Below are 14196 nucleotides of genomic sequence, written 5' to 3'. Positions count from 1 at the left end.
CTACCGTGTGCAGCCAGGTTGCCGTTGCCCCGTCCCGGCCTGTCTGCCGGTGGCCAGGCGGCACTGGCTCTTCGTGCCGCCGCGAGCCAAATCCTGGGAATCGGGATAATCTCAGCGGACACAAATTTTCAAGACTGCATAGGCGGAAGCGGGACATGACTGAAGATCGATCACGGAAATCGCCCCACTGGTGGCGGGTCTTCCACGACAAATTCGTGGTCGAAGAGCGGTTCATGAGCGCTGACTCCAGGAAGAACCTCTACCGCATCGCAGTGACCCTGATGATTGTTGGCGCAGTGCTGTTCTCGCTCGCCCTGACCGGGGTGCTCGGAAAAGACGGCCTTACCTTCATGGACGAGCTGGTCAGGGCGTGGCTTGTCACCCAGCGGTCGGAGCCGCTCACCGCCGTGATGATCTTCCTTGCGATCGTGTTCGGGCCAGTGGCGTTGCCGATCATCGTCCTGGTGGTCACCGTGGCCTGGGGCATCGCCGCCAAGCACGCCTGGCGGCCCATGCTGCTGGCCGGGGCAATGCTCACCGGAGTTGCGCTCGCCCAGATCATCGGGCGGTCGGTCGGACGGCAGCGGCCGCCGCTGGACCTCATGCTGTTCGGTCCGGACGTCACCTTCTCCTTCCCCTCCGGGCACGTGCTCGGTGCTTGCGACTTCCTGCTGGTCACCACGTTCCTGATCTTCTCGCGACGCCAAAGTACCTGGCCGGCGGTGGCCGCCTTCGCCCTGGCCGTTTTCGGGATTTTCCTGGCATCCATCAGCCGGCTCTACCTCGGCTACCACTGGGTCAGCGACGCCCTGGCCTCTCTGTTCATCTCCTTCGTCGTTCTGGGCGCCGTCATCGCCGTGGACACGTGGCGAACGGCGCGCATCCCGGGAGAACAGATCACCGGTGAATTGTCCAAGGCCGATACGGTGGAAAGCTAGGAGCAGGCGGAACTTCTCGGGGAGTCCTACCTGATCGCGGGCGGCCGGCCCTGAATACCCGATCATCTGCGTAAATCACCTCTGCGGGGGTCAGCCCCGCGGGCGAGAGCGGGCCTTCTTCAGCTCGATCCTGAGCTTCGCATTGGCTGCCTCGAGCTCCAGGACCTTCGCCACTCCGGCCAGGTTGAGCCCCTCGTCCAGCAGTTCACCGATGCGTTTTAGCACCGCGAGGTCCGCGTCGCTGTACTGCCGCGTCCCTCCAGAGGTGCGGTCCGGAGTGAGCAGACCCTTCCGTTCGTAAAGCCTGATGTTCTGCTGGCCCGTTCCCACCAGGTGGGCCACCACGGAGATCGCGTAGAGGCCTGTCTCCGCATTGCGCTCGGCCATGATCCTCCCCGAAAAATTCGTGCAAATCGGTCTTGCAACAGTCTCCCACCGGTGCTATAAAAAATCTATACCCGCCACCATAGATATGCGAGGCGGGCGGCCCAAGAGAATGCAACAACCACATGCTGAAGGAGTGGGAAATGATGTTGATGCGTACGGACCCGTTCCGTGAACTGGACAGGCTTACCCAGCAGGTGTTTGGAACCGCGGCCCGGCCCGCGGCCATGCCGATGGATGCCTGGCAGGAGGACGGGGAGTTCGTAGTCGCGTTCGATCTGCCGGGAGTCGACATCGACTCTGTGGACCTCAATATAGAGCGGAACGTGCTGACTGTGCGGGCTGAACGGCGCGATCAAACTCAGCCCAACGTGGAACTGGTCGTTTCGGAGCGCCCCCGCGGCGTCTTCAGCCGCCAGTTGATCCTCGGCGACACCCTGGACACGGACAACGTCAAGGCCAGCTACGACGCCGGCGTGTTGACTCTCCGCATCCCGGTTGCCGAACAGGCGAAGCCGCGCAAGATCGAAATCGAAACCAAGCACGACAAGATGCACGAGATCAGCACCTAGTCCCCAGTGGAACCCGCGGGGCGGCAGCCGGCCGGTGCCGGCGGCCGCCCCGCCACGCAGCGGACAGAAGTGGCACCGCCATGATCAACCAGTCCCCGGACTACTACGACGTACTCAACGTGGCCAGGACAGCCACAAGGCAGGAGATATCGCGCGCCTACCGGGCGCTGATGCGCCTCCACCATCCCGACCTCGAGGGCAGGTCCAGCAGCGCCGGCCCGGACACCGGCGGCGGACCGAAAAACGGCGGCGCGGACAACAACGGGCTGCTGGGCATTATGGAAGCCTTTGCGGTCCTCAGTGATGCCAAAACGCGTGCTGAATACGACCGGACATTATCCGTTTCCCGCCCTGGCGGGGGAGAACCCCGTGAGGTGCCGGTCCGCCGGACTTACACTCCGCAGCCGCCGTTGCTGCGGGTCACACCAGTGCTTTGGGAGCGCGGCCCCTGGCCGGGCACCGGATGAGTAGAGAAGGAGCAATCCATGAGCGCCTGGCGCCGTTATGATTCCCATCTGATTCCGGCGTTCCATGAACGCTTTGAGCAAAGGTGGGGCGTGGGCACGGCCCCGTTCCTGGACCCCGAAGCTCATGAGGAGCCGCTGCCGCGGGCCCAGTGGATCCATCCGGAGACGGGTGCGGCACTGGCCGTGGTGCCCGTCTGGACGCCGGATGACAGCCAGCACCGGTCCTTTGGGGTCTTTTATCTCCCACCGGGCGGCGATATCTGGGTGCTGCGCCCTGGCTTCACGGGCTACCTTGAACCCGCAGCGGATGAGACGGAACACCTGATTACGCTCCGCAACGACGCGTTCAAAAAAGCCCTGGCGCATGCCAAGGAATTCCTCTTCGGCTCCGACGCCGCGGTGCACTAAAATCAGTCCACCACCCGAACTACATAAGGGATCAAGCAGATGAAGCACTCCGCCAAAGACCTGGCTGCCAGGATCCCGCCGTCCTTCACCCTGGGCGTGGCCACAGCCGCCTTCCAGATTGAGGGAGCCCTCGACGAGGACGGCCGCGGGCCCTCCGGGTGGGACGTGTTTGCCCGGAAGCCCGGCGCCATAGTGGACGACCACAGCCCTGTCACAGCCTGCGACCACTACCACCGCATGCCTGAAGACGTTGCGCTGATGAAGGAACTGGGGGTGGATTCCTACCGGTTCTCGCTGTCCTGGTCCCGCATCCAGCCCGGCGGCAGCGGCCCGGTCAATCCCAAGGGCCTGGACTTCTACGACCGGCTGCTGGACCAGCTGCTGGCCAGCGGCATCTCACCCATGGTGACGCTCTACCACTGGGACACCCCGCTGCCGCTCGACGAGGCCGGCGGCTGGTTGAACCGGGACACGGCGTACCGGCTCGGCGAGTTTGCCTCTATTGCGGCTGCGGCCTTTGGCGACCGCGTGGCCCGCTGGGTCACCGTCAATGAGCCTGCCACCGTGACCACCAACGGCTACGCCCTGGGACTCCACGCGCCGGGCGAATCGCAGTTGCTCAAAGCGCTCCCCACAGTCCACCACCAGCTCCTCGGCCACGGCCTGGCCATGCAGGCATTGCGGGCTGCCAACGTACCCGGCGAAATAGGCATCACCAATGTCTATTCGCCCATGGTTCCGGCCTCGATCAACCCGCTGGACAAGCTGAGCACGGCGCTGATGGACGTTTTCCAGAACAGGCTCTTCGCGGATCCGGTGCTCCTCGGAAAGTACCCTGACGTCGTCCGGGCCGCCACGTTCTTCAGCTCGTTCAGCCCCTCCGATGAGGACATGGACCTGATCTCGCAGCCGTTGGACTTCTACGGGCTCAACTACTACATGCCAACGCGGGTTGCGGCAGGTCCCGGCGACGGCGCCGTTCCCCCGGGGATGGCCGAGGCCATGGGGGATGACCTCAGCGGCAGCGCTCCCGGCGCACCGTTCCACATCACTGAGTTTCCGGATGCCGAGACGACTGCGTACGGCTGGCCGATCAGGCCCGACTACATGCCCGTGGCCCTAGCCGAGATGGCCGAACGCTACCCGGAGCTGCCCCCCGTCTTCATCACGGAAGGCGGAGCGAGCTTTGAGGATGTGGTGGTCCGGGACAAGGCCGGGGACAGGATCATCATTCCGGACGAGCGCCGCCTGCGCTATCTTGCCGAGCACATCTCCAGCGCGGTGGAGGCCACCAGCCCGGGGGGACCTGCGGAATCCATTGACCTCCGTGGCTACTACGTATGGTCCCTTCTCGACAACTTCGAGTGGTCCGCGGGCTATAAGCAGCCCTTCGGACTCCTGCATGTTGACTTCGAGACGATGGCCAGAACGCCCAAGGCGTCCTACTACTGGCTGCAGGAGCTGCAGGAAGCCCGCAAGGAAGCCGCGGCTGAGGCTGTTGGCGAGAGTGCAGCCGGGGAACCGGAGCCCGTAGCCTGACGCGTCACCTGCGGCCGGCCGGTATGCACACCGGCCGGCAAAGGTGCTTGAATCAGACGATCCTGAGGTCCGCCAGGCCCTTGGTGATGCCGGCGCCGTCGGGGGAGTAGATCCACGGAACGGTTGAACCGGTGTGGTCGCCGTTCTCCGAGTGGCCGCCGGCCAGGACGGACTCGCCGACCGAGAGCTGGCGGATGGCAATGGCGGCTACGCGGTCGCCATGATCCCGGGCGAACCGCGAATAGATCTGTTCGTCGTGCTGGCCGTTGTCGCCGATCAACAGCCACCGCATGTCGGGGAATTCCTTGGCGAGCCGGTCCAGGTTCCCATTCTTGTGCTCCTGGCCGCTCCGGAACCAGCGGTCCTGGGTCAGCCCCCAGTCCGTCAGGAGGAGTGGACCGGCCGGGTACATGTTGCGGGTCAGGAACCGTGCCAGCGTGGGTGCGGCATTCCACGGCCCGGTGGACAGGTAGATCACCGGCGCATCGGGGTGCTCCACCACCAGCCGGTCCATGAGGACCGGCATGCCGGGCGTGGCCATCCGTGCCCGCTCACTCAATACGAAGGTGTTCCACAAGGCCAGGAACGGCCTGGGCAGCGCCGTGACCATCACGGTGTCGTCGATATCCGACACGATGCCGAACTTGGTGTCAGGACCTATCACAATGATATTGGCCTGCACGGCTTCGGTTCCGACAGCCCGCAGCGTCGCCGTGTGCCAGCCGGGGGAGAGCGCTACCTCCACCACAGTGTCCACCAGGCCGCCGCGGTCCGCCTTGACGCGCGTGGTCACCCCCTCGATCTCGATGTCCACCTCGGTGAACTGGAGGGGCACGCTGGTGAACGCCCGCCAGCCGCGGATGTTCTGGTTGCCGTTTTTCGCGGCGTGCTCGGCGCGGCTGCCCGGCTTCGGTTTGGTGGTCAGAACCACCCGGCCAAGGACCCGCACCCACGACGTGGAGCCGTACCCCTGGTAGGCGACCGTCTGCGGAATAAAATTCCAGCGCCGGGCCAGCTTGATGCGGGCGGTATTGACCGTGTCCGAGACCTTGTGGGCCGCCCGGAACGCATGATTTCCGGACACCGATGATTCCTGCGACGCCAATTCCATGCCTCCACTCTGCCACAACGGCGCCCATCGCCAACCGTGCGGTGCCACTAAGGCGCCGCACCGTAACAACAGAGTCAGCCGTCGCCCAACAGCCATCGCAGGGTGTCGGCGTTCCGCACGGCGTTGCCGCCGCCGTCGTTGTTGAAATAGACGAAGACGTCCTTGCCCTGGCCCTGCCACTCCCGGACGCGGTCAGCCCACCACCGCAGGTCGTCGTCGGCATACGATCCCCCGTAAAGGTAATCATGGTCCGGCCCGTGCAGGCGGACGTACACGAACGGCGCCGTGGCCCGCAGGATGCAGGGCAGGTTGGCGCCGCTCATGATGCAATAGGCAGCCTCGTGGCGTTCCAGCAGGGCATATACCTCGGGATGGTCCCAGCTGGGGTGGCGGAATTCCACCGCCACGCGCACCCACCAGGGCAGCGCCGCGAGGAAGTAGTCAAGCCGGGCGTCGTCGCGGGCGAAACCCGGCGGGAGCTGGACCAGCAGGACCGCCCGCTTGTCGCCGAGCTCATGCCAGCACCTGATGATCCGTTCAACCCAGACCTCGGGGGCGTAGAGCTTCTTCGCGTGGGTCAGTCCGCGCGGGGCCTTGACGGACATCATGAAGCCGTCGGGAAGGCGCCGGCGCCAGCTGGCGAAGGATGATTCCCGCGGCCAGCGGTAGAAACTCGCATTCAGCTCCACCGTGCCGAAACGGGCCGCGTAGTGGGCCAGACGGTCGCGCGCCGGAAGTCCCGGCGGGTAGAGCACGTTCTCCCAGTGGTCATAGCTCCAGCCGGACGTTCCGATGTGGATCCCCATGGCGTCCTTCGAACTCAGCCAGCCGCCGCAGCAGCGGCGCTGACGTCGTCAAGGCCAACATGGCCGGGGCCGAACCCGAGGTCGGACACGGTCAGGGACGAGTTTCCGAAGTTCCGTTGCAGCATGCCTTGGATAGTAGTCGGCCCGGTCCGGTTGTGGCACTGTAAGGTCCATGGCACACATCGAGGACTACGCGGTAGTGGGGGACCTTCACACGGCGGCCCTCATCAGCACTGAAGGCTCCATCGACTGGCTCTGCCTGCCGCGGTTTGATTCCCCCGCCTGCTTCAATGCGCTGCTGGACACGCCGAAGGCCGGGCGGTGGCTGCTGGCGCCTGCCGGGGCCGGGGACTGCACCCGGCGCCATTACCGCAAGGGAACGCTGATTCTTGAGACCGAATGGGAAACCCCCAGCGGCAAGGTGAAGGTCATCGACTTCATGCCGCCGCGGGACAGCGTGGCGGACATTGTGCGGATAGTTGTGGGTGTCCACGGGTCCGTCCGTATGCGCGGCGAACTGGCGCTCCGGTTCGACTACGGGCACATCGTGCCGTGGGTCCGGCATGATGAGCACGGCATCCACGCCGTCGCCGGGCCGGATGCGGCCTATCTGGTCACCAACGCCCCGCTGCGCGGCGAACGCATGAAGACGGTCAGCGACTTCACCGTCCATGCAGGCGAGAGGGTCCCGTTCGTGCTGACCTGGACCCCCAGCCACCTGGACCGCCCCCGGGCCATTGACCCTGAGGCGTACCTGGAGTCAACGGAATCGTTCTGGCGGGAGTGGTCCGCCCGGTGCAAGATCACCGGCCCGTACCGGGAGGCCATCCAGCGCTCGCTGATCACTCTCAAAGCGCTGACGTACGCTCCGACCGGCGGCATTGTTGCCGCCGTGACCACGTCCCTCCCGGAACAGCTGGGCGGACCGCGCAACTGGGATTACCGGTACTGCTGGCTCCGGGATGCCACGCTGACGCTGCAGGCGCTGCTCGCCGCCGGCTACACGGAGGAAGCCGCCTCCTGGCGGGACTGGCTGCTGCGGGCGGTGGCCGGGGACCCGGCCGACCTGCAGATCATGTACGGCATCCACGGCGAGCGGCGGCTGCCGGAGATGGAGCTGCCCTGGCTGGCCGGATACGAAAATTCGACCCCCGTTCGGATCGGAAACGGCGCCGCGGGTCAGCTCCAGCTGGACGTGTGGGGCGAGGTACTGGATTGCCTGGCCCTGACCCGGCACTCCCTGCTGAAGCATACCGACGACGCCTGGGACGTCCAGGTCGCCCTGATGGAACACCTCGAGGGGGCCTGGCGACGGCCGGACAACGGCCTGTGGGAAATGCGCGGGCCGCAGCGCCACTTCACCCACTCAAAGGTGATGGCCTGGGTCGCGGCAGACCGCATGGTTAAGGGCGTCCGGGACTTCGGCCTGGTGGGACCCGCTGACCGTTGGGAGGTCCTGCGCGACACTATCCACGCCGACGTCATGGCGAACGGCTTCGACGCTGAACGCAACACCTTTGTCCAGTCCTACGGCAGGCCCGAGCTGGACGCGAGCCTGCTGCTCATACCCCGCGTCGGGTTCCTGCCGCCCGACGACCCCAGGGTGGTGGGCACCATCGACGCCGTGCAGCGGGAACTCACCCGCGACGGCTTCGTGCTCCGGTACCGTCCTCAGGACTCCGACGACGGACTGCCGGGCGACGAAGGCGTCTTCCTGGCCTGCTCGTTCTGGCTGGTGGAAGCACTCATCGGCGTGGGCCGGCGCCGCGAAGCAAGGGAACTGTTCGACAGGCTTCTGGCGCTGCGCAACGACGTGGGCCTGCTTAGCGAGGAATGGGGCGTGGAAGCGGGGCGACAGCTGGGGAACACGCCGCAGGCGTTCAGCCACTTCGCGCTGGTCATGAGTGCCATGGAGCTGCACGAGGACAGTGTGCAGCGCAGTGACGCCCCCGTGCACGGGCACTAACGGTCACATTTGGTTCAGCTGGGGACCGCGGTCCCCCGCGTGGTTCCATGGTCAGGGAACCTATTGGAACAGGCACGAAGGAGTGTGGACCGGTGAAATTTGCGCGTCTTGGAGATGCCGGCAGGGAGCAGCCGGCCGTTCAGCCCGGCGGGCCCGAGTCCAACGGGAAGTGGTATTCACTCGCCGGCATCACCGCCGACATTAACGGAACGTTCCTTGGAACCGGTGGCATTGACCGGGTTCGCGACGCGCTCGCAGCCGGGGACCTGGCCGAGATCCCCGATGCCGGCAGCCTCCGCCTCGGAGCCCCGCTTTCCCGCCCCGGCGCCGTCGTGGGGATCGGCCTGAACTACGCCGGGCATGCCGCCGAGTCCGGTGCCGCGGTGCCGGAGGTGCCGGTGGTGTTCCTGAAGCCAAGCAACACGGTGGCAGGGCCGTTCGACGACGCCCCCATCCCGCCGCTGTCGCGCAAGTACGACTGGGAAGTTGAGCTGGCCGTGGTGATCGGACAGCGAGCCTGCTACCTGAAATCAGTGGACGAGGCCGCGGGCTGCGTCGCCGGCTACGTGCTGGCCAACGACCTGTCGGAACGGGACTACCAGCTGCCGGGCGCGGCGGGGCAATGGGTCAAGGGAAAGTCGCTTCCCGCGTCAACGCCCCTTGGCCCCTGGTTCGTCCCGGCCGCAGACCTGGACCCGTCGGCCCTGCGGCTGCGGACCTGGGTGAACGGCGAGCTGCGCCAGGACTCGTCCACGGCGGATCTCATCTTTGACGTCCCGGCCGTGGTGCACCACCTGAGCCAGTTCATGGTGCTGGAACCCGGTGATGTGATCCTTACGGGGACACCGGAGGGGGTGGCTCTGTCGGGGCGCTTTCCCTACCTGCAGGACGGCGACGTACTGGAGCTGGAGGTCGAGGGACTGGGCCGCCAGCGCCAGGTTCTCCGCCGGACCACGGCACCCTAAGCGCAACCCAAAAGCCCTCGCCAAGGGTTCCGGCTTGTGGAACTCGGGGCGCCAGCGCCTGACAACTCCTGGGGACTTCCGAATCCAACACAGGTAAGTATACTTACTAATACCTCAGGTTGGGGTAAAAACGGAGGAGTTGCAATGGCTGGACATTTCGAGCTGGTTGATGCCCCGGATGGCGGCTATCGCGTCAAGCTCATCGACGGAAGCGGAAACCTGATGGCCATCTCGGTGACATTTCCAACCAAGCGCGCCGCGGCGGCGGGTGTGGCCAAGGCCCGGGAGATCGCCGGAACCGGGTTGATCCGGGACCTAAGCGTTAGCCAGGACTCGGAACCGCTGAAGCAGCCGCCCGTGCGGCAACATGTGAAGGCACCCAAGAACATCGGCGTTCTGGGTTCCGGTAGGCCCACCGGAGCCACGGGTGTCAAACGCGCCCGGACGCACTACTGAGTCCACAGCCGACCATGTCGCCTAACGGGCCTGGCGGGCGAAGGCGCGGCGTACTTTTTGATGTCGACGGTACCCTGGTGGATTCCTGTTACCTGCATACCCTCGCGTGGTGGCAGGCGTTCCGGGAGTCGGGGCTGGATGTGCCGATGGCATCCATCCACCGGTCCGTGGGGATGGGGGGTCGGGAGCTGCTGGACAGGCTCCTGCCGGCTGGCCGGGACAAATCCCTTGACTCCGCCATCATGTCCTCCCACGGGGCGGTGTTTGCCACGTTCTGGCCGTCGCTCCGTCCGCTCGACGGGGCCCGTGACCTTTTAGCCCAATGCTACGAAAGCGGCTTCGCCGTCGCGCTGGCCTCCTCTGCGCGCCAGCGGGACCTTGAGGTACTTCGTGCCACTTTGCGGGCCGACGCCTTTATCCATGCCGCCACCAGTGCCAACGATGCCAAAGAGGGTAAACCCGCTCCGGACATCCTGGAAGCGGCCCTCGCCGCGGTCGGCCTGCAGGCAGCGGACGTTGTGTACGTGGGTGATGCCGTCTGGGATGTTTACGCCGCCGGCAGGCTGGGCATTCCCACCATAGGACTCACCTGCGGCGGCACCTCCGCCGCTGAACTGCTGGAGGCCGGCGCAGTGGAAATCTATGAAAATCCGAGGGAGCTCCTGGCGAACCTGCGTGACAGTGCAATCGGCAGGCTCGCCGGAAGCTCGCAGTGACCGGGGATCTTAGACGTCCGCGATGGCACCCTTGTTCCAGGAGACGGCGACGCTGACCGAGCCGTCGTCGTCCCGCTCAACTTCGGTGATGACATCGTTGGGCCCCGCGCCCATTTCCATCAGCTTGGCCCGGTATGACGTGATCAGTTCTTCAAGGCTGGATTCGGTCCACTCGCCGGGACGCATCCGCGTTGAGATCTCTACCGGCTCCGGTTGATAAAGCGTCATGTCGTTGCCTTTCCTCGATGCTCGGATTACTCAACGCTATGATCCGCCGCCCTGCTTAGCAAGGGATTGCTCAGGGTGCTTAGCTTTTCTTGCAAAGAATAGTAAGCTTGCTGATCTTCAAGCACCCTGCTGAGAGAAAGGCGCACCATGAAGGCACTTACCTGGCAAGGCAAACGCTCAGTCAGCGTGGAGAACGTTCCTGATCCCATCATCCAGGAGCCCACGGACGCGATCATCCGCGTCACCTCCACCGCAATCTGCGGATCGGACCTGCACCTCTACGAGGTTCTCGGCCCCTACATGCACAAAGGCGACGTCATAGGGCATGAACCGATGGGCATCGTGGAGGAAGTTGGAAGTTCGGTTACCAACCTGTCCATAGGGGACCGCGTGGTGATCCCCTTTAACATCTCCTGCGGCAAGTGCTTTATGTGTTTCCGCGGACTGCAGTCCCAATGTGAAACCACGCAGGTGAAGAGCCATGGTTCAGGCGCCGCCCTTTTTGGCTATTCAGAGCTGTATGGCTCCGTGCCCGGCGGACAGGCCGAATACCTGAGGGTTCCGCATGCGGATTATGGGCCGGTCAAGGTGGGAACGGAGCTGCCGGACGAACGCTACTTGTTCCTCTCCGACATCCTGCCCACGGCATGGCAGGCAGTGAAATACGCAGACACCGAGGAGGGCGGCACGCTGGCAGTGTTTGGCCTGGGGCCGGTGGGTCAGTTCGCGAGCCGCATCGGAAGGCATCTCGGCCTCCGTGTGATCGGAGTCGATCCCGTACCCGAGCGGCGGGCGATGGCCGAGCGGCATGGCATCGAAACCATGGACTATGCCAAGGGCGTTGCCGACGAGCTTCGTGAGGCGACCAAGGGTAGGGGGCCCGATTCGGTAATTGACGCCGTCGGCATGGAGGCGCATGGTTCCCCGGTCGCAGGTTTTGCCCACCAGGCGCTGGGACTTCTGCCGGACAAGTTGGCGCAAAAGGCCATGGAAACCGCTGGCGTGGACCGCCTTGCGGCTCTGCATGCGTCCTTGGATGCCGTACGCCGCGGAGGCACGGTTTCCCTCAGCGGCGTCTATGGCGGCCAGGCGAGCCCGATGCCGCTCCTGTCGATGTTCGACAAGCAGCTCCAGCTGCGGATGGGCCAGTGCAATGTCCGGAACTGGACCGATGAGCTCCTGCCACTGGTAGAAGACGAAGCTGATCCGCTCGGCGTCATGGACCTGGTGACGCACCGGGTGGGCCTGGAAGAAGCTCCGGCGATGTACGAGAAATTCCAGAAGAAAGAGGATGGCTGCATCAAGGTGGTGCTGCAGCCCTAGCCGCGGGCCCGGTGGCGGGAAAATTTCTTCCACCGGGGAGCCCTCCTGCCCAGGTCGGCCAGGAAGGTCCACGCGACAACGCTGGCGCTTGGCCGACCTCGCCGGCCGTGGTGGGCATGCTTCACTTTACGTCGCCCGGGGTGCCGCCAGAAGGGCCGCACGACCTGCCGTTCCCCGGATAAGCTGCGACCTAACAGCTTGCGTTGAGGGCTTCCTCCACGACGTCGGTGAGGTCGTCCACGATGCCGTTGCCGGTGTAGCTGAATGGCTGCGGCGGAATGGCAAGGGCGAACGATGCCTGCCGGGTTCCGTCAGCGCTGGACATCGAAATGGCGCCGTACCCGGCGATCTGCCCGGCATGGCCGTAGTAGAAGTTGTTGGTGCAGGTATCGTTCCAGCGCTGGATGCCCAGGCCGTACTGCGCGTAGGGAGGGTCCTGCATTTCCGTGACCAAGGCCCGGGGGATCAGCCGGCCCTGGAGAAGTGCCGCGAAGAAAACGTTCAGATCGCTGACGGTGGACACCAAGCCTCCGGCAGGATCGCCCGCATGCAGTGCGGCGTAACTGGCGTCCAAGCGCTCGCCGAAGCTGGTGACATAGCCATGGACCAGCGAGGGCGGGGCCGGACCGAAGCCGGTCATCGAGGTGGAACGCAGCCCCAGCGGCTCAATGATGTCAGACCGCAGCACGTCGCCGATCCGGCGTCCGCGCAGCCGTTCCACGATCATGCCCAGCACGACGTAGTTCGTATTGGAGTGCTCAAAACCCTGTGCGAGCCGGCCCTTCCACGGCTGGGTCGCTGCCAAGGCAAGTAATTCGCGGTGGCTCCGGCCAGTGGCCAGCACCTCGCGCAGGCTGCCCTGCTGGAGGAGCGGGATGATGTAGTCCGGCATCCCTGATCGGTGCTGCAACAGTTGCCGGACCGTGACCGGCCCTGGCGGGTGCATGATGGCCCCAAAGTCCGGTAGATGCTTGCTGACGTCGTCCTCGAGCCCCAGCCTCCCTTCTGCGACCAGCTTGAACACGGATACAGCCACGAAGGATTCGGTCACGCCGGCAATGTGCACCTGATCGGCGGACTCCACCGGCTCCCGGCCTTCCAGGCTCCTGACACCGGAGGCGCGAGCCCATTCTCCACCCCGCACTTTGGCCTGCATCAGGACGGCGGGGGCGCCGTCGTCGAGCATTTCGTTGCCAAACTCTTCCAGCTCCGCCGCCAGCCGCGCCAGGGACGACGGCGGCTCCGGGGCCGCGGTGCAGCCGCCCAGTGCGGCGACCAGAACGGTGACGGTTGCCGCGGCCGCCGTCCGAAACGGAAGTGCGCGAATCCGTGCCACGGAACTCATGTTCCTCAGGGCTCTCCGACGCGTCAATAGCTAGCGGGCGCCGCCGTCGCAACCCGGTCAAAGTCCCGTTAACCCCCAACTGACCCGCAGTTAACGTTGCGAAACCGCGTTTTGGCGACGTTAACTGCCAGTCAGTTGGGGTGGGGAAGGTCAGGCCTTAGGTCAGGCGGATCTGGCGGTTCATGTCCTTGTACAGCAGGTAGCGGAACTCGCCCGGGCCGCCGGCGTAGCAGGCCTGCGGGCAGAAGGCGCGGAGCCACATGAAGTCGCCGGCCTCCACCTCAACCCAGTCGTTGTTGAGCAGGTACATGGCCTTGCCCTCGAGGACATACAGTCCGTGCTCCATGACGTGGGTCTCGGGAAACGGGATGACCCCGCCCGGCTGGAACGTCACGATGTTCACCTGCATGTCGTGGGCCAGGTCGCTGGAATCCGTGAAGCGGGTGGTCTTCCAGGCGCCGTCGGTATCCGGCATTGCGGTGGGTTCCACCTCGGCATCACTGGTGACGAAGGACTTTGCCTCGTAACCCTCAAGCCGCTCATAGGCCTTGCGGATCCATTGGAAGGAAACGATGTCATCCGAGACGTTCTCCAGGCCCCAGGTGGAGCCGGCGGCCAAGTAGGCATAGCCGCCCTCCTCAAGCTGGTGCAGTTCGCCGTCGAGGGTCAGGTTGACCTTGCCCTTGGTGACGAAGACGACGCCTTCGACGCCGGGCTCAAACTCGGCTTTCGGAGCGCCGCCGCCGGGGCCGATCTCCACGATGAGCTGGGAGAAGGTGGTGGCAAAGCCGGCAATCGGGCGGGCCAGGATCCAGGACCGGGTGTTGGAGAAACCCGGCAGGGTGCTGGTCACGATGTCGGTCATGACGCCCTTGGGGATGACCGTGTAGGCCTCCGTGACGATGGCCCGTTCCGTGGTGAGGTGGGTCTGGGGCGGCAGGCCGCCCTGGGGGTAGTAATACTTTCCCATCA

Annotated in this window: 16 protein-coding genes; 10 read left to right on the top strand and 6 right to left on the bottom strand. The window is 65.1% G+C overall.

Going from position 1 to position 14196, the window contains the following annotated elements:
- Window positions 1–155: 155 nt before the first annotated feature.
- On the top strand, window positions 156–938 hold the full coding sequence (locus JOE41_RS07420; protein ID WP_209751767.1) for a phosphatase PAP2 family protein: 783 nt from the start codon (window positions 156–158) through the stop codon (window positions 936–938).
- A gap of 90 nt (window positions 939–1028) precedes the next feature.
- On the opposite strand, the gene JOE41_RS07415 is transcribed toward JOE41_RS07420, so the two are convergent.
- Window positions 1029–1325, bottom strand: coding sequence for a MerR family transcriptional regulator (locus JOE41_RS07415; protein WP_011693274.1), 297 nt, complete (start codon window positions 1323–1325; stop codon window positions 1029–1031).
- A 143-nt stretch (window positions 1326–1468) separates the two neighbouring features.
- Here JOE41_RS07415 and JOE41_RS07410 point away from each other — a divergent pair, with 143 nt between their 5' ends.
- The 4 genes from JOE41_RS07410 (at window position 1469) to JOE41_RS07395 (ending at window position 4308) form a co-directional block, all read left to right on the top strand.
- On the top strand, window positions 1469–1894 hold the full coding sequence (locus JOE41_RS07410) for an Hsp20/alpha crystallin family protein (protein ID WP_209753576.1): 426 nt from the start codon (window positions 1469–1471) through the stop codon (window positions 1892–1894).
- Window positions 1895–1974: 80 nt separating this feature from the next.
- Window positions 1975–2361 carry a J domain-containing protein gene (locus JOE41_RS07405; RefSeq protein ID WP_011693272.1) on the top strand — a complete coding sequence of 129 codons (387 nt, stop codon included), beginning with the start codon at window positions 1975–1977 and terminating at the stop codon, window positions 2359–2361.
- 18 nt (window positions 2362–2379) lie between these two features.
- Entirely contained in the window at window positions 2380–2769 is a 390-nt protein-coding gene (locus JOE41_RS07400; RefSeq protein ID WP_011693271.1) for a hypothetical protein, read from the top strand.
- Between the two features lie 39 nt (window positions 2770–2808).
- Window positions 2809–4308 (top strand): GH1 family beta-glucosidase, encoded by a 1500-nt coding sequence (locus JOE41_RS07395; RefSeq protein ID WP_209751765.1) that lies wholly within the window; start codon window positions 2809–2811, stop codon window positions 4306–4308.
- Between the two features lie 52 nt (window positions 4309–4360).
- Here the strand turns inward: JOE41_RS07395 and JOE41_RS07390 are convergent, their stop codons facing one another.
- Window positions 4361–5419, bottom strand: a complete 1059-nt coding sequence (locus tag JOE41_RS07390; protein ID WP_209751763.1) for an App1 family protein — start codon at window positions 5417–5419, stop codon at window positions 4361–4363.
- A 74-nt stretch (window positions 5420–5493) separates the two neighbouring features.
- On the bottom strand, window positions 5494–6225 hold the full coding sequence (locus tag JOE41_RS07385) for a DUF72 domain-containing protein (protein WP_209751761.1): 732 nt from the start codon (window positions 6223–6225) through the stop codon (window positions 5494–5496).
- Between the two features lie 172 nt (window positions 6226–6397).
- Here JOE41_RS07385 and JOE41_RS07380 point away from each other — a divergent pair, with 172 nt between their 5' ends.
- The 4 genes from JOE41_RS07380 (at window position 6398) to JOE41_RS07365 (ending at window position 10328) form a co-directional block, all read left to right on the top strand.
- Window positions 6398–8191, top strand: a complete 1794-nt coding sequence (locus tag JOE41_RS07380; RefSeq protein ID WP_209751759.1) for a glycoside hydrolase family 15 protein — start codon at window positions 6398–6400, stop codon at window positions 8189–8191.
- 92 nt (window positions 8192–8283) lie between these two features.
- A complete protein-coding gene (locus JOE41_RS07375; protein WP_209751757.1) occupies window positions 8284–9156 on the top strand; it encodes a fumarylacetoacetate hydrolase family protein in 873 nt (290 codons plus the stop codon).
- Between the two features lie 144 nt (window positions 9157–9300).
- Window positions 9301–9612 (top strand): hypothetical protein, encoded by a 312-nt coding sequence (locus JOE41_RS20995; protein WP_011693265.1) that lies wholly within the window; start codon window positions 9301–9303, stop codon window positions 9610–9612.
- A 14-nt stretch (window positions 9613–9626) separates the two neighbouring features.
- A complete protein-coding gene (locus tag JOE41_RS07365; protein WP_011693264.1) occupies window positions 9627–10328 on the top strand; it encodes an HAD family hydrolase in 702 nt (233 codons plus the stop codon).
- Between the two features lie 9 nt (window positions 10329–10337).
- On the opposite strand, the gene JOE41_RS07360 is transcribed toward JOE41_RS07365, so the two are convergent.
- Complete coding sequence (locus tag JOE41_RS07360; protein WP_011693263.1) at window positions 10338–10556, bottom strand: hypothetical protein; 219 nt, start codon at window positions 10554–10556, stop codon at window positions 10338–10340.
- A 147-nt stretch (window positions 10557–10703) separates the two neighbouring features.
- Between JOE41_RS07360 and JOE41_RS07355 the strand changes: the two genes are divergently transcribed.
- The gene (locus JOE41_RS07355) at window positions 10704–11879 is read left to right on the top strand and encodes a zinc-dependent alcohol dehydrogenase (RefSeq protein ID WP_209751755.1); all 1176 of its coding nucleotides are present in this window, start codon (window positions 10704–10706) and stop codon (window positions 11877–11879) included.
- Between the two features lie 190 nt (window positions 11880–12069).
- Here JOE41_RS07355 and JOE41_RS07350 read toward each other — a convergent pair whose 3' ends face one another.
- A complete protein-coding gene (locus tag JOE41_RS07350; protein WP_245200659.1) occupies window positions 12070–13224 on the bottom strand; it encodes a serine hydrolase in 1155 nt (384 codons plus the stop codon).
- A gap of 157 nt (window positions 13225–13381) precedes the next feature.
- The gene (locus JOE41_RS07345; protein WP_043431026.1) at window positions 13382–14194 is read right to left on the bottom strand and encodes a bifunctional allantoicase/(S)-ureidoglycine aminohydrolase; all 813 of its coding nucleotides are present in this window, start codon (window positions 14192–14194) and stop codon (window positions 13382–13384) included.
- Window positions 14195–14196: the final 2 nt, after the last annotated feature.

The organism is Arthrobacter sp. PvP103 (assembly GCF_017833075.1).
Classification (GTDB): Bacteria; Actinomycetota; Actinomycetes; order Actinomycetales; family Micrococcaceae; genus Arthrobacter.
The sequence above is the reverse complement of the archived record's forward strand: the minus strand, read 5'-3'. Positions and strand labels throughout refer to the sequence as shown.